This is a genomic window from Caldicellulosiruptor hydrothermalis 108 (assembly GCF_000166355.1).
In the GTDB taxonomy this organism is placed as follows: Bacteria; Bacillota; Thermoanaerobacteria; order Caldicellulosiruptorales; family Caldicellulosiruptoraceae; genus Caldicellulosiruptor; species Caldicellulosiruptor hydrothermalis.
The window spans coordinates 1,716,426-1,733,414 of record NC_014652.1; the positions used below are offsets into that span (position 1 = coordinate 1,716,426).

The window sequence follows — 16,989 nt, forward strand, 5'->3', positions numbered from 1 at the left end:
CCTTTTTATAATTTAGTTTTCCACTTTCTGCATTTCATATGCTTCCACAATATCCCCTTCTTTTATATCGTTAAACTTCTCAAAGGTCATACCACATTCATACCCAGCTGCAACTTCTCTGACATCATCTTTAAATCGCTTGAGAGACGCAAGTTTTCCTTCATATACAACAACACCGTCACGAATAATTCGCGCGTTTGCTGTCCTTGTTATCTTGCCGTCCAGAACATAACATCCTGCAATTGTGCCAACTGCAGATGATTTGAATATCTGCCTTACTTCTGCATGTCCTATTACTACTTCTTTATAGACAGGCTCAAGTAGTCCTTTCATAGCAGCTTCAATGTCATTTATTACATCATAGATTATCCTATACATCCTCACATCAACCTTTTCTTTTTCAGCAAGTGACATTGCACCAACCTCTGGTCTGACATTAAATCCTATTATAATAGCATCAGATGCGGAAGCCAAGGTGACATCTGACTCAGTAATTGCACCAACAGCGGCATGTATGACCTTGACAGTAACCTTGTCGTTTGAAAGTCTTTCAACAGCAGATTTTAAGGCTTCCACCGACCCTTGAACATCAGCTTTTATAATAACCCTTAACTCTTTCAACTGGCCTTTTTGAATTCTTTCAAAAAGCTCATCAAGGGATATCTTTGTGCTTTGCATCTTTTCTTCTTTGAGCTTTTCCTGCCTTATCTGTGCAACCGTCTTTGCTGTCTTTTCATCTTTCACACATACAAGCTCGTCACCTGCAATGGGCACGTCTTCAAGTCCCAAAATCTCAACAGGCATGGAAGGCCCTGCTTCCTTTATTCTCTGACCTTTGTCGTCCATCATTGCCCGAATTCTTCCCCAAGTGTTTCCAACAACAACATAATCCCCTACTTTTAATGTCCCTTTCTGAATCAATACTGTTGCAACAGGTCCTCTACCTTTGTCAAGTTTTGCTTCAATTACTCTGCCGCGTGCAGGTCTGTTTGGATTTGCTTTGAGCTCCATAAGGTCTGCAACAAGCAAAATCATTTCAAGCAGATGGTCAATACCTATCTTTTTCTTTGCAGAGACATTTACAAAGACTGTGTCTCCACCCCACTCCTCTGGAATAAGTCCATATTCTGATAGCTGCTGCTTTACTCTTTCAGGGTTTGCCTCTGGTTTATCAATCTTGTTTATTGCAACTATGATAGTAACATTTGCTGCTTTCGCATGATTGATAGCTTCTATTGTCTGTGGCATAACACCATCATCAGCTGCAACTACAAGCACTGCTATATCAGTAACTTGTGCACCTCTTGCTCTCATCGCAGTAAACGCTTCATGTCCAGGCGTGTCTAAAAATGTTATCTTCCTGCCGTTTACCTCAACAACAGATGCACCAATGTGCTGTGTAATTCCACCCGCTTCTTTTTCTGTCACATTAGTTTTTCTTATAGCATCAAGTAAAGATGTCTTTCCATGGTCAACGTGACCCATTACAACCACAACAGGCGGTCGTGGAACAAGGCTTTCTGGCGGGTCTTCCTGATCTTCCAAAAGAATCTCTTCTTCAGTCTTTACAATCTCCTTTTCCACTTTAAACCCATAATCTTCGGCTATTAAAGATGCAACATCAAAATCTATCTCCTGGTTGATATTTGCCATCACACCAAGCATTATAAGCTTTTTGATAATCTCTGGCGCAGGTTTTCCTATCAAGTTTGCAAACTCGCCAACCACAATCTTTTCTGGTATCTTTATTACCTCTTCTTTTTTCTCCTCTTGAGCTGGCTTTGTCTGTAGTTTCAAAACCTCTTTTTGCTCTTTTGACTTCTTCTTTAGTTTTTCTTTTCTACCGCGTCTGACATGCTTTTCCTGCAAGTATTCTTCTTCCAAAAGAGCATCTTCGACTTCTCTGTCAACCTTTTCAAGTTCTTCTCTATCCAATATCACTTCTTCATGATGTTCTTCTTCAATTGCAAAAGCCTGTTTTCTGTGTTTTGGAGCCTTTTCCTGCTTCTGTTTTGCTTGAGCCTTATCCTGAAACTTCTTCTCTATTTTCTGCTCCTTTGCAACCTCGTACTTTGGCTTGGAAACCTGTTTCTTCTCAACTTCCTGCTTGAGTTCAATCTCTACAGTTTTTCTACTTTCTTGCACTGCTGTTTTGTCTCTTGCCTCAGACTTTGCTGCTTTATCTTCTTTTTTATATCTCTCATCTTTCTGTCTTTCATCTCGCAGCTGTCTGCTTCTTTCTTTTTCTTCTACCTTTCTTTCATGACGAGGCCTTTCATCAAACTTTCGTGGTTTTCTGTCTTCTGGTTTTTGCCTCTTTTCTTGCATCTGTTGTTCCTTTGAAACAGTTTTTCTTTCTGCTCTTCTTTCAGCTTGTTGTTTGTCCTTCTCTTGCAAAATATATTCAAGTACAAGATTTATATCATTTTCTTCAAGAGCACTCATATGATTTTTGTGCTCAATGTTCAACTTGTTAAGTACATCCATTAAATCTTTATTTTGCATGTCAAGAAGCTTTGCAAATTCATATATCCTAAGCTTATTAGTCATTCCCACACCTCCGCATCAAAGCTTTTTACTGCTAATCTTTTAAAAATTCTTCAAGCTTTTCGTAAAAATCTTTTGGAATATTCACTTTTAGCGATTTTTCTAATCCTTTTTTCTTCATAGCAAGTTTTAAACACTCTAAATTTTTGCAAATATATGCTCCTCTTCCTGGCATTTTCTGTTTTGAGTCAATAAAAACTCCTTTATCTGTTTTGGCAATTCTCAAAAGCTCTTTTTTTGGTTTTATGCACATACAACCGACACATTTTCTATAAGGAATATACTCTTGCACATTTTCACCCCAATCAATCTTTACCCTTTATGTCTATTTTCCAACCAGTCAGTTTTGCTGCAAGCCGAGCGTTTTGTCCACCCTTGCCAATCGCAAGAGACAATTGGCTGTTTGGAACAAGGACAAACGCCTTTTTCTCAATTAAATTTAAATCAATATGGACAACCTCCGCAGGGCTGAGAGCATTCTTTATAAATTCACCAATGTCACTGCTCCACTTTACAATGTCAATCTTCTCACCATTCAAGTGCTTTAGTACATTCTGAATTCGTATCCCCTTTTCACCTATACAAGCTCCAACAGGGTCAACCTTCAAGCTGTTAGAATAAACTGCTACCTTTGACCTTGAACCTGCCTCTCTTGCAATTGCTTTTATTTCAATTATACCCTCTTGTATTTCAGGCACCTCATTCTCCATAAGTCTTTTTATCAAATTTGGATGAGTCCTTGAAAGATAAACAATAGGCTCTTTTTCTTTGGGCGGAATTCTAACCTCAGTAATATAAAACTTCATCATTACTCCTGGTTTGTATTCCTCCCCGGGTATCTGTTCCTCCATAGGAAGGATTGCTTCAACTTTTCCACCCTCAATCTCTACAATAACGTTTTTCTTATCAATTCTTTGTACAACACCCGTCACTATATTGTCAACTTTTGAAGAATAATCTTCGAAGATTATGCTTCTTCTTTTTTCTCGTATCTTTCCTATAACTGTCTGCCTGACTGTCATTGCTGCCTTTCTGCTAAACTGGGAAATGGGAACTTCTATCGCTACAATATCCCCAACTTTATACCGCTTATCAATTTTTTGTGCATCCTCGAGTGAAATTTCGCTTTTTCTATCTTTTACATTCTCGACAACTTTTCTGTACTCATAAATTTTTACACTTCCCTTTTCTGGGTCAATGGAAACTTTAACGTTAGAAAGATTTTTGTCTTTTATTCCTTTTACCTGCTTATAAGCTGTCAAAAGAGCTGATTCTAAAACTGAGTATACGTAATCTTTTTCTATCTTATATTCTCTTTCAAGCTCATCAATTGCCGAAAATAGCTCCTGAAAATCAAGAGTTTGCTCTTTTTTTGGCATTTTTTTAAATCCCCCTTTTCATTCTTTAGTTAAAATCTTATTGCAAGCTTTACCTTCTTTATATTTTCAACAGGTATATCTATCTTCTCTTTATCCACAATCAAAACTAAGGATTTTTCATTCTTCTCCACAAGCTCTCCTGTAATCTTTGTACGGTTTAAAAAAGGCTGATTCAAAAACACATCAACAACTCTTCCTCTGTTTCTCACAAAATCCCTGTCAGTGACAAGGGGTCTGTCAACACCCGGTGATGAGACTTCTAAATAATAGCTAAATGGAATAGGGTCAACAATGTCAAGCTTTTCAGAAAGTTCTTCACTGACAAGCTGGCAATCATCTATTGTAATCCCACCGGGTTTGTCTATATATACCCTCAAAAAATAACTTTTACCTTCTTTTTTAAATTCTATATCCACCAAGTCAAAGCCATACCTTTCTAAAATAGGTTTTACAAGCTCTTCCACTTTCTTTGTTATCTTTGACATGAGAAATACCCTTCTCCCTTCGATTAAAGCTTTTTACTACCTAAAACTCCATAAACAATATTAAAGAGTGGGGGATACCCACTCTCATGCTAATTCACTTTATGTCAGCACCTCTGATTATAAATATTATACCACCTTAATTTTATTTTAACAAGAAGCGCAAAAATTATTACCTCAAACTCTGGACCTTACTTCTCAAAATTTCAATAGATTTTGAAACATCACCACTGTCAAATACATATGAACCTGCAACTATCACGTTTGCACCTGCGTTTACACAATCAACAATTGTCTCTTCATTAATACCACCGTCAACTTCTATCTCAAACGAAAGTCCTTCCTTTTCTCTAAGGTTTGCCAACATTTCAATCTTTTTTAGAGTATATGGTATAAACTTTTGCCCTCCATATCCGGGATTTACGGTCATAACTAAAACCATATCAACAATGCCAAGAACATTTTCTATCATGTATACAGGCGTTGCAGGATTTAGCGCAACACTTGCTTTTTTGCCAAAACTTTTTATTTTGCTGATGAGGGCATCTAAGTGGTATGTTGCCTCTGCGTGGACTGTAATATTGTCAGCTCCGCTTTGGACAAATTTTTCAATATGCTTTTCAGGATGTAAAACCATTAGATGTACATCAAAAAAAAGTGTTGAGTTCTTTCTGAGACTGCTCACCACGGGAGCACCAATTGTGATATTGTCCACAAAGTTTCCGTCCATAACATCTATATGGACTAAATCAGCTTTAGCCAACTCAAGTTTTTTAAGTTCATTTTTCAAATCTGCAAAATCAGAAGATAAAATAGATGGTGCAATCTTTATCTGCAACTTTTAATCCTCTCCTTTAATCATACTCTTTTTGCGCAGGAAGTTGCATAAATATCTGTTTGTACCTCTCATACCTTTCAAAATTTATTTTTCTCTCAGTCACTGCAGCTTTCACCATACAGTCAGGTTCAAATATGTGGTTGCACCCTGGAAATCTGCACCCTTCAAAATCATAAAATTCTGGGTAATAATATTTGAGCTCATGTCTTAAAAGTCCCATTATCTCAATTGAACTAAAACCTGGCGTGTCTGCAATATAGGTATCCTCCCCCGCACGTAAAAGTTCTACAACCCTTGTTGTGTGTCTTCCTCTTTCAATCTTTTTTGAAATTTCACCCACTTTCAAATTAGCTCCCGGAATTAGACAGTTAAGTATAGAACTTTTTCCAACACCAGATTGACCAGCAAAAACTGAAATCCTTCCTTGAATATAATCTTTGAGTTTATCAATACCTTCTCCAGTCTTTGCAGACACACCTATCACGTCAAACACACTGTACTGTTGTTTTATCATCTCAAATGTCTTTTCATCATCCAAATCAATTTTATTTACACAAATCACAGGCTTTACTTTTTCTTTTAACACATTCACTAAAAGTTTATCCAGTGCGATTAAAGATACCTCTGGCGAAACTGACGCAACCACTACAATGGCAATATCCACATTTGCAATTGGTGGTCGGATAAGCTGATTTTTTCTTGGCAGAATCTTATCGATAACATATGAACCTTTGCTTTTCTCCACAATAACAACATTGTCGCCTACAAGCGGAGTGATATCATCCTTTCTAAAAACTCCTCGTGCTCTGCATTCATATACATTTCCATCATGATCATATACATAATAAAATCCAGCAATTAGTTTGCCAATCACTCCATTTATCTGCATAGCTATTCCACCGTCTCCTCTGTTGATAATTGGTCGTTTATATACATCCTAATTGTAGATGGTCCAGTGATAGGAATTTTAACTTGCAAAGGAGTTTCTTCTTTTTTTACTATTCTATCAAATACAATGCTCTCATTTCCATTTGAGCTAACTACTATTTTTACATTCGCTTCTTCTAAATCAGAAGGTAAAATTACCGTCTTTATAATTATCTTAGTGGTACTTTTTGGCTCAACCTTTTTAGTCACAATTAAATCAACAGTACTTCCTTTTACAACCTGCTGCCCGTAAGATGGTGATTGACTGATAACAATATCAGACTCTCTGTCTGCGACCTCTTTATAAGTAACGTTCCCGACGTTAAGTCCGTTTTTTTGTAAAACATCCTTAGCATCAACTATATTCATTCCTGTAACGTCTGGAACTACTACTTTTTCTATTTTTGGACCTAAGCTTACAGTCAAAATTACAGTACCATTTTTTTCTATGAGCTGGTTTGCAGAAGGCTGCTGCTCAATAACTGTGTCCACTGGCTTGTCAGAATAATCTTTCTTTATCTCAACACTCAAACCACTGTTATCAAGCTCTATCTGAGCATCTTTGATATTGAGCCCAACCACATCAGGTACTTTGACCATTTCTGGTCCTTTGCTAACTATTAGCTTGACAGTAGTATCTTTTTTTACTTTGATACCTGCAGCAGGGTCTTGATTGATGACTGTTCCTTTTTCAGCCGGGTCGTTTTGCTCTTCAATGGTATATGTTAGCCCCAGCTCATCAAGTTTTGCCTTTGCATCATCAATTGAAAAGCCTACAAGGTCTGGCATTGTTATATTATCTTCTTGATAAGTCAAGCTTTTCCCAATAGCATTATAAAATATTAGCCACCCTATTGCAACAATAATAAGGGCAGTTAAAATTCCTGCTACCACATAAATCCAATCTTTTCTTTTTTCTTTTGACTCTTTTTTGGGGTCTACTGAGGTATTATCCGATTTTATCTTTTCAAGCTGAAACTGTTTGGTAGCAGCATTTTCATGCGACTCTATCTTGACAAAATCACCCTCTGGTTCAATGAGCGAATTTTTCAAATCTTGAATCATCTCACTGGCTGATTGATACCTCAGCAAAATATCTTTTTGCATTGCCTTTAAGATTATTGCTTCTAAGCTTTTTGGTATATTGGGATTATAAAGTGTAGGTTTTATTGGCTGTTCTTGCAGGTGTTTTAGCGCAATAGAAATCGGAGTATCTCCATCAAATGGCAAAACTCCCGTCACCATTTCATAAAGTACAACTCCAAGAGAGTACAGGTCAGACCTGTTATCTACATATCCTCCTCTTGCCTGTTCTGGCGAAAAATAATGGACAGAACCAATGGTGAGATTTGTGTTTATAATGGTGCCTGTTGAAACTGCTCGTGCAATGCCAAAATCTGTTACTTTGACAATTCCATTTTCATCAATCAAGATATTTTGAGGTTTTATATCCCTGTGCACAATGCCTTTTTTGTGGGCATGGTCCAAAGCTCTCAAAACCTGTATAGCAATGGTTGTTGCATCTTTTGGGCTGAGCCTGCCCGTTTCTTTCATAAACTCTTTTAGAGTTTTGCCATTTACATATTCCATAACTATGTAGTACATCCCGTCCTGCTCACCAACATCATAGATTGATACAATGTTGGGATGCGAAAGAGATGCTGCTGCCAGCGCTTCTGTTCTGAACCGTTGCAAAAATTCCTCGTCTGTTGCAAATTCCGACCTTAAAACTTTTATGGCAACATATCTATTCAAAACTGCATCTTTGGCTTTGTATACAACCGACATTCCACCGCTTCCTAACTTCTCTTCAACTTTATATCTGTTGCCTATTACAAAATCATCCATGCGGCATCATCACCCTCACCACGTCTTTTATTCTTTATACCAAAAGATAGATAACAGTTATATTGTCAATTCCGCCTGCTTCAAGAGCTTTTTCTATTAATCTTTTCCCTATTTCATCAAAATTATTTTCCTTGAATATCTTGTGTATGTAGGTCTCAAAAACCATGTTGGTAAGTCCATCTGTACACAGCAAAAAGCAGTAATCCTTGCCTTCCTCTCGTGCAAGCTCGTAAATATCAACTTCCAGCTCTTCTTCAATGCCCACCGCTCTTGTTATAACGTTTTTCTTGGGATGGGTATAAATTTCCTCTTTTGTAATTTTTCCATCTTTGAACATTTCATAAACCAGAGAATGGTCCTCTGTAATTTGTCTAATTTCATTGCTATCTACAATGTAGACTCTTGAGTCTCCGATGTTGCTCACAAGTATCTTATCTTTATAGCAAAATAGTCCTGCTAAGGTAGTGCCCATTCCATAAAAAAGGGGATTTTTTATCTGATGGTTTATAATTTTTTGGTTTGCATACCTGTAAGCTTCTTTTATGGTCTCTTTCAGAGAATATTCTAACATTTTCTGATTCAATAAAATATAGTCAAGTACATACTGGCAGGCAAGGCTGCTTGCCACCTCACCTGCACTGTGTCCACCCATCCCGTCAGCAATTAAGAAAACATTCAATCCATCTTCCCCTTTGTAAACAATATAATAATCCTCATTGTTTGCCCTTACATTTCCTTTTTCTGTGAGAGCAACGTATCTCACGCATTTCATCTCCTACTTTTCAGTAATGTTAAAATACCGTCTTCTCAGCTGTCCACATGCTGCAGATATACTACTGCCAAGCTCTCTTCTGATTGTAACTTGAATCTGATATGATCTTAAGGTTTCAAAAAATGTTTTTATTTTTTCCTTGGAAGGTCTTTTAAATCCCTTCTCTTCAACAGGGTTTACAGGAATCAAGTTTACATGTACAAGCTTACCTTTTAACATCTTGCCAAGCTCTTGAGCACATTCAATAGAATCATTTACCCCATCTATCAGAGCGTACTCAAAGGTGACTCTTCTGTTGGTCCTTTGAATATAGTAATCAACTGCTTTCATGATATCTTCAATAGGATATTTCTTGTTTATCGGAACAAGCTTGTCTCTCAGACTATTATTTGGGGCATGCAGAGATATTGCAAGGTTTACTTGTTTTGGAAAATCACAGAGCCTATAAATCCCTTCAACTATGCCAACTGTGGAAATGGTGATATGCCTTGCCCCTATGTTCTTCCCCTCTTTTGAGTTTATTATCTCAATAAACTTAAACACATTTTCAATGTTGTCAAATGGCTCGCCACTTCCCATCAGAACAACATTTGTTATTCTTTTGCCTGTAAAGTTTTCTGCATTGATTATCTGGTCAACCATCTCACCTGGCGTAAGGTTTCTGACAAATCCGCCTATGGCAGAAGCACAAAACCTACAGTTCATTCTGCATCCAACTTGTGTTGAGACGCATATTGCATTCCCATACCGATAAGGCAAAAACACGCTTTCAACTCCATTTTTATCGCAAAGTTCAAACAGAAATTTTATACTCTCTCCATCACTTTGATGCTGTAAAATCTGTAAAGAGTTTATCAAAAACTCATCATCAATCTTTTTTCGAAGTTCAAGGGGAAGATTTGTAAATTGCATTACATCAGTAGCATTTTTCTTGTAAAGCCACTCAAAAACCTGGGTCGCTCTAAAAGGCTTTTCACCAACACTTTCAAGCCATTTTCTGAGCTCATCTATTGTTAAGTCCTTTATAAGCCTTTTCATATTCCTTATCTTTCGCCCTCTTTTCTCAGTTTTGAAATAAAAAATCCATCACAATTAAACTCATCAGGGAAAATGGTTATTTGGGATACCAATGAAAAATCTCTGTGCTTGTCTAAAAACTTTAAAACTGTCTCTTCATTTTCTTTTCTTGACAGAGTGCATGTAGAATAAAAAAGAAGTCCTCCTTTTTTTAAATAGCCTGCGGCATTGTCAAGTATTCTTACCTGCAGCTCATGAAGATTCTCAACATCCTGATAACTTTTATTCCATTTTATATCAGGCTTTTTTCTGATTGCGCCAAAACCAGTACATGGAAGGTCGGCAATCACAATATCAAATTTTTCGGCAAAATCAGGGTTAAAAACCTCAGCGTCACTTTTTGCAACAATGATATTATCAAAACCAAGACGCAAAATGTTTTCTCGCAAAATATCAAGCTTATGTTCGTTTATATCACATGCAACAACAAACCCATCTATAACCTCTGCGCAGTTAAAAGTCTTTCCACCTGGTGCGGCACACAGGTCTATCACTTTCTTTGCTCTTTTAAAATCTTCTTGGTTAAACTTTACAACAAGAGAGGATGCTAAATCCTGAAAATAGAAATAGCCTTCCTTATAAAGTTCTGTTTCCTTTATGTTACCCTTCAAAACATGGATTATTTCATTGTTATGAGAATTAATCTCATACTTAAATCCGTTTTTTTCAAGCTCCTGTGTTAATGTACTTACATCGGTTTTTTTAGTATTTATCTTTATACTCTGAGGAGGTTTCGTATTTAAAAACTCCAAAATTTTTAAAGTTTTTTCAAGTCCATAACTTTCTTCTAAATAATCTATTAAAAATCTGGGATAAGAAAGCTTTATTGAGATATAACTTTTATAGTCCACATCCTTAATTCTTTCCAATGACTCTTCTATTTGGTTTTTGTTTCTGATTATATTTCTCAAAATTGCATTTACAAAAGCCTTTAAATGTGGACTTATTTTGCTTGCAATCTCACATGCCTCGTTCACTGTTGCATACTCTGGAATCTTTTCAAGAAAAAGAAGTTCGTATGTGGCAACTCTTAAAATGTTTAATATCCTTTTATCCTTTACTCCTTTTTTAGCAACAAAATTAATATAGTACTCAATAAGGCTTTTGTATCTCAAAACACCATGAACAAGCTCAACAAACAAAGCCCTGTCCTTTTCATTTTTTAACTTTTGATGGAATTTCTCCATCAAAGAGTCCATGCCAGAAAACTTTTTCTTTTCAACCTCAAACAGTAGAAGAAAAGCAGCTTCTCTCGTATTAATCTTTAATCATCCCTTCTTCGTTGGACTAAACTAAGATAGTACAAAAGCTGGAGTATAGCAACAGATACCGCGGCAACATATGTCATAGCAGCCGCTCCAAGCACTTTCTTTATTGCTATTTCCTCATCAGGAAGGATAACCCCTGCTACTTTTAACGCATCCACAGCTCTTTTGCTTGCATTTAATTCAACAGGCAGTGTAATTAAGGTAAACATAACTGCCAAGCTGAAAAGCAAGATTCCAAGGTTTATGAATATATCTCCATTTTTTAGCAAAAGGCCTATCAAAATGAGCGGAAAAGCCAAATTTGATCCTATATTCACAACAGGTACCATGGCAGTTCTAAGAGCAAGCCACGGATATTTTTGGTAGTGCTGAATGGCATGCCCTGCCTCATGTGCAGCAACTCCAACTGCAGCAACAGAATTGGAATCAAAAACACCTTGTGATAGTCTGAGCACTCTAAATCGCGGGTCGTAATGGTCTGTCAAAAGTCCCGGTACATATTCTACTCTGACATCATAAATACCGTTGGACCACAGTATATTTTTGGCAACCTCGGCACCTGTCAGCCCTGAAAATGTTCTGACTCTGGAATACTTTGAAAAAACCATCTGGACCCTCATTTGAGCTATAAGAGATATCAAAAATGCAGGAATAGCAAACACAAGATACAAAGGGTCAAAATAGTAAAACACTTTTCATCCTCTCCTCTGAAATTAGGCTAAAACATCTCCTCTTTTTATTTTATACCCATTGACAAAGTCTCTTGCACCAATCTTTTTCCCACCCTCAAGCTGAAGAAGTTTAAGTCTTATCAGTCCATCTCTAACTTTTATTATAATGCTGCTGTCATCTATCTCAACTACAGTACCATTTGGTCTACTATCAAAAATATTGTCCTGAACAATTTCCATGTCGTGAATCTTCAAAAGTTTTTCTTTAAAAGTTGTAAAAATCCCTGGCCACATCTTAAGAGCTCTGAATCTGTTATAAATTTCCTTTGCACACATATCCCAGTCAATCTTTCCTTCTTCCTTTTTGATAGGTGGTGCATATGTTGCTCTGCTGTGATCCTGTTTTACAGGAGTTATACTCTCAATATTCTTCAGAACCTCAATTAAAAGCTGGCTACCCGCTTCTGAAAGTTTTTTTGAAAGTGTTAAAATGTCATCATCATTTTCAATTTTAACTTCTTTCTGAAGAAGAATATCTCCTGTGTCTAATCCCTCGTCCATTTTCATAATGGTAATACCTGTATATTCCTTGCCATCCATAAGTACTCTTTGAATTGGTGCAGCTCCTCTGTACTCTGGTAAAAGGGAAGCATGAACATTTATGCAGCCATACTTGGGTATCTCAAGCACTTCTTTGGGAAGAATTTTCCCATATGCAACAACTACGATTGTATCAGGATTTATCTCTTTTAGAAGTTCAAAAAACTCCTCGTTATTCTTTAGCTTTTCTGGTTGAACAACTTCTATTCCAACCTTTTGAGCAAACTCCTTGACAGCTGGTGCTGTCAATATTCTTTTTCTCCCAACAGGTTTGTCAGGTTGGGTCACAACAAGTTTTAAATTGACAAAAGGCTCTTGAATCAGTTTTTGCAAAATATCAACTGCAAAATCTGGTGTTCCCATAAACACAATGTCCAATTCACTTTCCCCTTTCTAAAACCCAAGCAATTTATTCTAAATCCATCTTATCGCCTCTTGAGCGCCTTTGCTCGATCTCCTCTTCAGATACAAATCGTATAACCTTGTCAACAAACAAAATACCATCAAGATGATCTATCTCATGACACACAGCCCTTGCTAAAAGCCCCTCTGCTTCAAGTCTAAACTCATTTCCAAACCTATCCTGAGCTTTTACTACCACTTTCTGTGGTCTTTCCACCTCACCCCACACATTTGGAACAGAAAGACAGCCCTCTACATCCACAGCACTTCCTTCTACTTGTTCTATTTCGGGATTGACAAGTTCAATTGCTCCTTCTCCTATATCAATCACAACCGCCCTTTTGAGTACTCCCACCTGGGGCGCTGCAAGACCAATGCCGTTTGCTTCATACATGGTGTCTTTCATATCGTCAAGAAGCTGATGAAGTCGCTGGTCAAATTTCTCAACAACCTTAGATTTTTTGCGTAGTATCTCATCTTCATATGTTCTTATCTTTCTCAGTGCCATTTGTCTAAATTTAAACCCTCCTGTTTTTTAAAGTGTATCCAAAGGATTTACGTCGATGATAAGCGACGCGTTACTATAATTATATCTTTCTTTGATTAGATTTGCTATACTAATCATCTGCCCAGCTCTTTTGAACTTTACCAATATGTGATACCTGTACTGGTTTTCTATTTTAAAGATAGGATTTTCACTTGGACCATAAATCTTCATGTCATTTTCCATTTCATACTCCCTGAGCAAAGCATATACATGCTCTATTCCTCTCTTTGCCATATTCTGTTCCCTTGCTACTGTAACAAAGTTGACTACATAAGAATACGGTGGATATTCCATCATTTTTCTCAGTTTCATTTCCTGGGCATAAAAGCTTTCATAGTCGTGCTTTGAAGCAAACACAATGCTGTAATCTTCAGGGTTAAAAGTCTGAATTATAACTTTTCCTGGCTTTTCCCTGCCAGACCTTCCTGCAACCTGTGTAAGCAGTTGAAAGGTTCTTTCTCTACTCCTGAAATCTGGCATGTTCAAAAGAATATCTGCATCTATCACACCCACCAAGGTCAAGTCAGGAAAGTGCAAACCTTTTGCAATCATCTGTGTACCAACAAGAATATCTGCCTCTTTTTCCCTGAACTTTTTCACAATCTGTTCTGTCGCATCTTTTCTTGAAGTTGTATCACTGTCCATACGCAAAACCCTCGCATCTTTAAAGTACGCTTTTATCTCTTCCTCTATCTTCTGGGTGCCACTACCATATTGTCTGACATACCTGCTGTTACATTTTGCACACACACCTCTATATTCCTCTTTATACCCGCAATAGTGACATCTCAAATACCCTTCTTTGTGGTATGTAAGTGAAATACTGCAATTTTTGCACATATAAACATAACCGCACTCACGGCATATAACAATTGGAGAATAACCTCTCCTGTTTAAAAAAAGGAGAACCTGCTCCCCTTTTTTCAAGTTGTTCTCTATTTCACTAAGTAAAAGCCTGCTAAAAATGGACTTGTTACCTTCTAAGATTTCTTTTTTCATATCAACAATCAAAACTTCTGGCAGATTCTTATTTATTCTATTTTTCAACGTACAAAGAAAATATCTTCCTTTTTGTGCATAAAAATAATGCTCAATAGATGGAGTTGCAGAGCCAAGTATAATGGGTATATTATTTATTTTAGCCCTCATCTGGGCAACCTCAACAGCATTTATCCGCGGCGATTTTTCAGATTTATAGCTTGGTTCATGCTCTTCATCGACAATTATAAGACCAAGGTTCTTGACAGGGGCAAAAACTGCTGATCGCGGACCAATCACCACAACCGCCTCTTTGTTTCTGGCAGCAAGCCAACTATTTAGCCTGTCTAGACTTTTCATTTTGCTGTGATATACTAAAACCTTGTTGCCTATTCTACTTTGAACATTTTCTATCATCTGTGGTGTGAGTGAGATTTCTGGGACCATGAAAATTACACTTTTGCCTTTTTCAATTGCATATTGTATCGCTCTTATATAAACCTCTGTTTTCCCACTCCCTGTGACTCCAAATAAAAGAATATTATTGTATCCTCCTTCATCAAAAGCAGAGATTATACTATTTAGGGCTTTGTGCTGTTCTTCAGTTAAATTATAATTAGGTTCTACCAGCGGCAGATTTTTCTCAGCATTTTCTCTTGTATCAAAATTCTTTAAATCAAACTCCAAAAGCCCTTCCAAAAAGAGCTTCATTATTTTTTCTTTGTTCTCTTTCACAAGCTTTGAATTTACGCTCACCGGTTTTTTCAAAATACTTTCATACAACTTTTTTAAATCATCATCCAAGTTCCTATTTTCTTCATGCTTTTTTGCACAGATATTATATATCTGTTTGCTGCTCACAAAAGGAGGTATAACAAGCGACAAAGCCTCACCCAAATTCAACGCATAGTAATTTTTCATTGAAAAAGCAAGTTCTATCTGTTCCTTTGAAACAATTGAAAACTTATCAATTACAGCAAGCACGCTCTTTAACTTATTTTCCTCTATATCAGTAGTTTGCTTTATCCCAACAACAAGCCCTTCCACAATTCTATTTGAAACTCCAAAGCTTACATACACTCTTTTCCCTATCTCAATGCTATTTTCAAGATGTGTTGGTACCAAATAATCAAACACCTTATCAACATTGGCGTCCTGGTAGTTGATACAAACCTGAGCTATCATCTTAAAACTCAAACTCCATCCATTAAAAATTATTACCTCTGCTACATTTTGCAGAGGTAAGTCACTACATGGTCGAAAATCCTTTTAGCAACTTCACTTTTGCTCATTTTTGGAAGATTTTCTACCTTTTCTTTTGATATGAGTGTTACAATGTTTGTATCAACATCAAAACCTGCTCCCTCTTCAAGCACATTGTTTGCAACAATCAAATCAGCATTTTTTTCTTCTAATTTCTTTTGAGAGTTCTCTAAAACATTCTCTGTCTCTGCTGAAAACCCCACAATTATTTGACCCGGTTTTTTATTCTCTCCCACAAACTTTAAAATATCTGGATTTTTAATAAGCTCAATAACCAGTTCATCCGTGTTTTCTTTTTTAATCTTGGTTTCGTTTGTAGTTTTAGGTCTATAATCAGCCACAGCTGCAGAAAAGATTAGTATATCGTACTGCTCGTAAATCTCTTTTACCTTCTGATACATCTGAGAAGCTGTTTGCACGTGTATAATTTCTATGTCAGCATAGGTGTTGATACTCACTGGACCGGAGACGACTGTAACTTGAGCTCCTCTTTTGTATGCCTCTTCAGCTATGGCATAACCCATTTTGCCAGATGATCTGTTTGAAATAAACCTGATGGGGTCTAAATATTCCCTTGTAGGTCCTGCAGTAATGAGAACTTTCTTTCCTGCCAAGTCTTGACTGCAAAGAAGCTTTTCTATCTCAATCAATATCTTTTGATTTTCTGGATATCTTCCCTTGCCATACACACCGCAAGCCAAAAACCCTGATTCGGGTTCCACAAAGTTTATCCCAACCGATTTTAGCTTGTGAATATTTTGCTTCACAATGGCATTTTCGAACATGTTTGAATTCATTGCAGGCACAATCAGCACAGATTTGTCAAATGCTAAAAAGGTTGTGGAAAGCAAATCATCTGCAATACCATTTGCAAACTTTCCAATTATGTTTGCAGTAGCAGGAGCCACCACAAGAATATCTGCCCATGTTGTAAGAGAGATATGTTCTATATCGTAGAAATATTCGCTTTCAAAAGTATCTGTATAAACCTTGTTCTGAGAAAGAGTTTGCAGTGTCAAAGGAGTTATAAACTTTTGGGCATTTTTGGTCATTATTATCTTTACATTTGCTTCATTTTTCTTTAAAAGTCTTATAAGCTCGCATACCTTGTATGCTGCTATCCCACCGCATACTCCTATTAATATGTTTTTATTTTTTAATCTCATTCTTTTTCACCGGCTTTACGTACTTGTAAGAAATCTTCCCAGAAGCAACTTCATTTACTGCCATTGTAACATACTTGTCAGAGTTAAAATTGGTAATGTCAACCTTTTTTTGTGCCTGCTGAAGAAGTTGTCTTGCTCTTTTTGCAACAAGTACAGAAAGTGTGTATTTATTGTCCACATACTTTAAAAGCTCGTCAAGCCCTGGTCGCAAAAGCATTCTTCAT

At 36.9% G+C, this 16,989-nt stretch carries 16 protein-coding genes; all 16 read right to left on the reverse strand.

The window, feature by feature from the left end:
• Positions 1-12: 12 nt before the first annotated feature.
• The 16 genes from infB to rpoZ all read right to left on the reverse strand — a co-directional run bounded on the left by infB (position 13) and on the right by rpoZ (position 16,982).
• Positions 13-2,550, reverse strand: coding sequence for a translation initiation factor IF-2 (gene infB / locus CALHY_RS08530; protein ID WP_013403561.1), 2,538 nt, complete (start codon positions 2,548-2,550; stop codon positions 13-15).
• A 31-nt stretch (positions 2,551-2,581) separates the two neighbouring features.
• Complete coding sequence (gene rnpM, locus CALHY_RS08535) at positions 2,582-2,800, reverse strand: RNase P modulator RnpM (protein ID WP_013403562.1); 219 nt, start codon at positions 2,798-2,800, stop codon at positions 2,582-2,584.
• A 52-nt stretch (positions 2,801-2,852) separates the two neighbouring features.
• Positions 2,853-3,926 carry a transcription termination factor NusA gene (nusA, locus tag CALHY_RS08540; protein ID WP_013403563.1) on the reverse strand — a complete coding sequence of 358 codons (1,074 nt, stop codon included), beginning with the start codon at positions 3,924-3,926 and terminating at the stop codon, positions 2,853-2,855.
• Between the two features lie 29 nt (positions 3,927-3,955).
• A complete protein-coding gene (locus tag CALHY_RS08545; RefSeq protein WP_013403564.1) occupies positions 3,956-4,411 on the reverse strand; it encodes a ribosome maturation factor RimP in 456 nt (151 codons plus the stop codon).
• A gap of 169 nt (positions 4,412-4,580) precedes the next feature.
• Positions 4,581-5,246: a ribulose-phosphate 3-epimerase gene (gene rpe / locus CALHY_RS08550; protein ID WP_013403565.1), complete on the reverse strand. Its 666-nt coding sequence runs from the start codon at positions 5,244-5,246 to the stop codon at positions 4,581-4,583.
• Positions 5,247-5,262: 16 nt separating this feature from the next.
• Complete coding sequence (gene rsgA, locus CALHY_RS08555) at positions 5,263-6,135, reverse strand: ribosome small subunit-dependent GTPase A (protein ID WP_013403566.1); 873 nt, start codon at positions 6,133-6,135, stop codon at positions 5,263-5,265.
• Positions 6,136-6,137: 2 nt separating this feature from the next.
• Positions 6,138-8,021: a Stk1 family PASTA domain-containing Ser/Thr kinase gene (gene pknB, locus CALHY_RS08560; protein WP_013403567.1), complete on the reverse strand. Its 1,884-nt coding sequence runs from the start codon at positions 8,019-8,021 to the stop codon at positions 6,138-6,140.
• Positions 8,022-8,055: 34 nt separating this feature from the next.
• Entirely contained in the window at positions 8,056-8,793 is a 738-nt protein-coding gene (locus CALHY_RS08565; protein ID WP_041723158.1) for a Stp1/IreP family PP2C-type Ser/Thr phosphatase, read from the reverse strand.
• 3 nt (positions 8,794-8,796) lie between these two features.
• The gene (gene rlmN, locus CALHY_RS08570) at positions 8,797-9,831 is read right to left on the reverse strand and encodes a 23S rRNA (adenine(2503)-C(2))-methyltransferase RlmN (RefSeq protein WP_013403569.1); all 1,035 of its coding nucleotides are present in this window, start codon (positions 9,829-9,831) and stop codon (positions 8,797-8,799) included.
• A gap of 5 nt (positions 9,832-9,836) precedes the next feature.
• On the reverse strand, positions 9,837-11,132 hold the full coding sequence (gene rsmB / locus CALHY_RS08575) for a 16S rRNA (cytosine(967)-C(5))-methyltransferase RsmB (RefSeq protein WP_083790238.1): 1,296 nt from the start codon (positions 11,130-11,132) through the stop codon (positions 9,837-9,839).
• Positions 11,133-11,134: 2 nt separating this feature from the next.
• Positions 11,135-11,830: a zinc metallopeptidase gene (locus CALHY_RS08580; protein ID WP_013403571.1), complete on the reverse strand. Its 696-nt coding sequence runs from the start codon at positions 11,828-11,830 to the stop codon at positions 11,135-11,137.
• A 21-nt stretch (positions 11,831-11,851) separates the two neighbouring features.
• Positions 11,852-12,772: a methionyl-tRNA formyltransferase gene (fmt, locus tag CALHY_RS08585; protein WP_013403572.1), complete on the reverse strand. Its 921-nt coding sequence runs from the start codon at positions 12,770-12,772 to the stop codon at positions 11,852-11,854.
• Between the two features lie 46 nt (positions 12,773-12,818).
• Positions 12,819-13,319, reverse strand: a complete 501-nt coding sequence (def, locus tag CALHY_RS08590) for a peptide deformylase (protein WP_013403573.1) — start codon at positions 13,317-13,319, stop codon at positions 12,819-12,821.
• A gap of 27 nt (positions 13,320-13,346) precedes the next feature.
• Positions 13,347-15,521, reverse strand: a complete 2,175-nt coding sequence (priA, locus tag CALHY_RS08595) for a replication restart helicase PriA (RefSeq protein ID WP_013403574.1) — start codon at positions 15,519-15,521, stop codon at positions 13,347-13,349.
• A gap of 41 nt (positions 15,522-15,562) precedes the next feature.
• A complete protein-coding gene (gene coaBC / locus CALHY_RS08600) occupies positions 15,563-16,765 on the reverse strand; it encodes a bifunctional phosphopantothenoylcysteine decarboxylase/phosphopantothenate--cysteine ligase CoaBC (RefSeq protein ID WP_013403575.1) in 1,203 nt (400 codons plus the stop codon).
• Entirely contained in the window at positions 16,749-16,982 is a 234-nt protein-coding gene (gene rpoZ, locus CALHY_RS08605; protein ID WP_013403576.1) for a DNA-directed RNA polymerase subunit omega, read from the reverse strand. The genes coaBC and rpoZ overlap by 17 nt, the downstream gene beginning before the upstream one ends.
• Between the last annotated feature and the right edge of the window lie 7 nt (positions 16,983-16,989).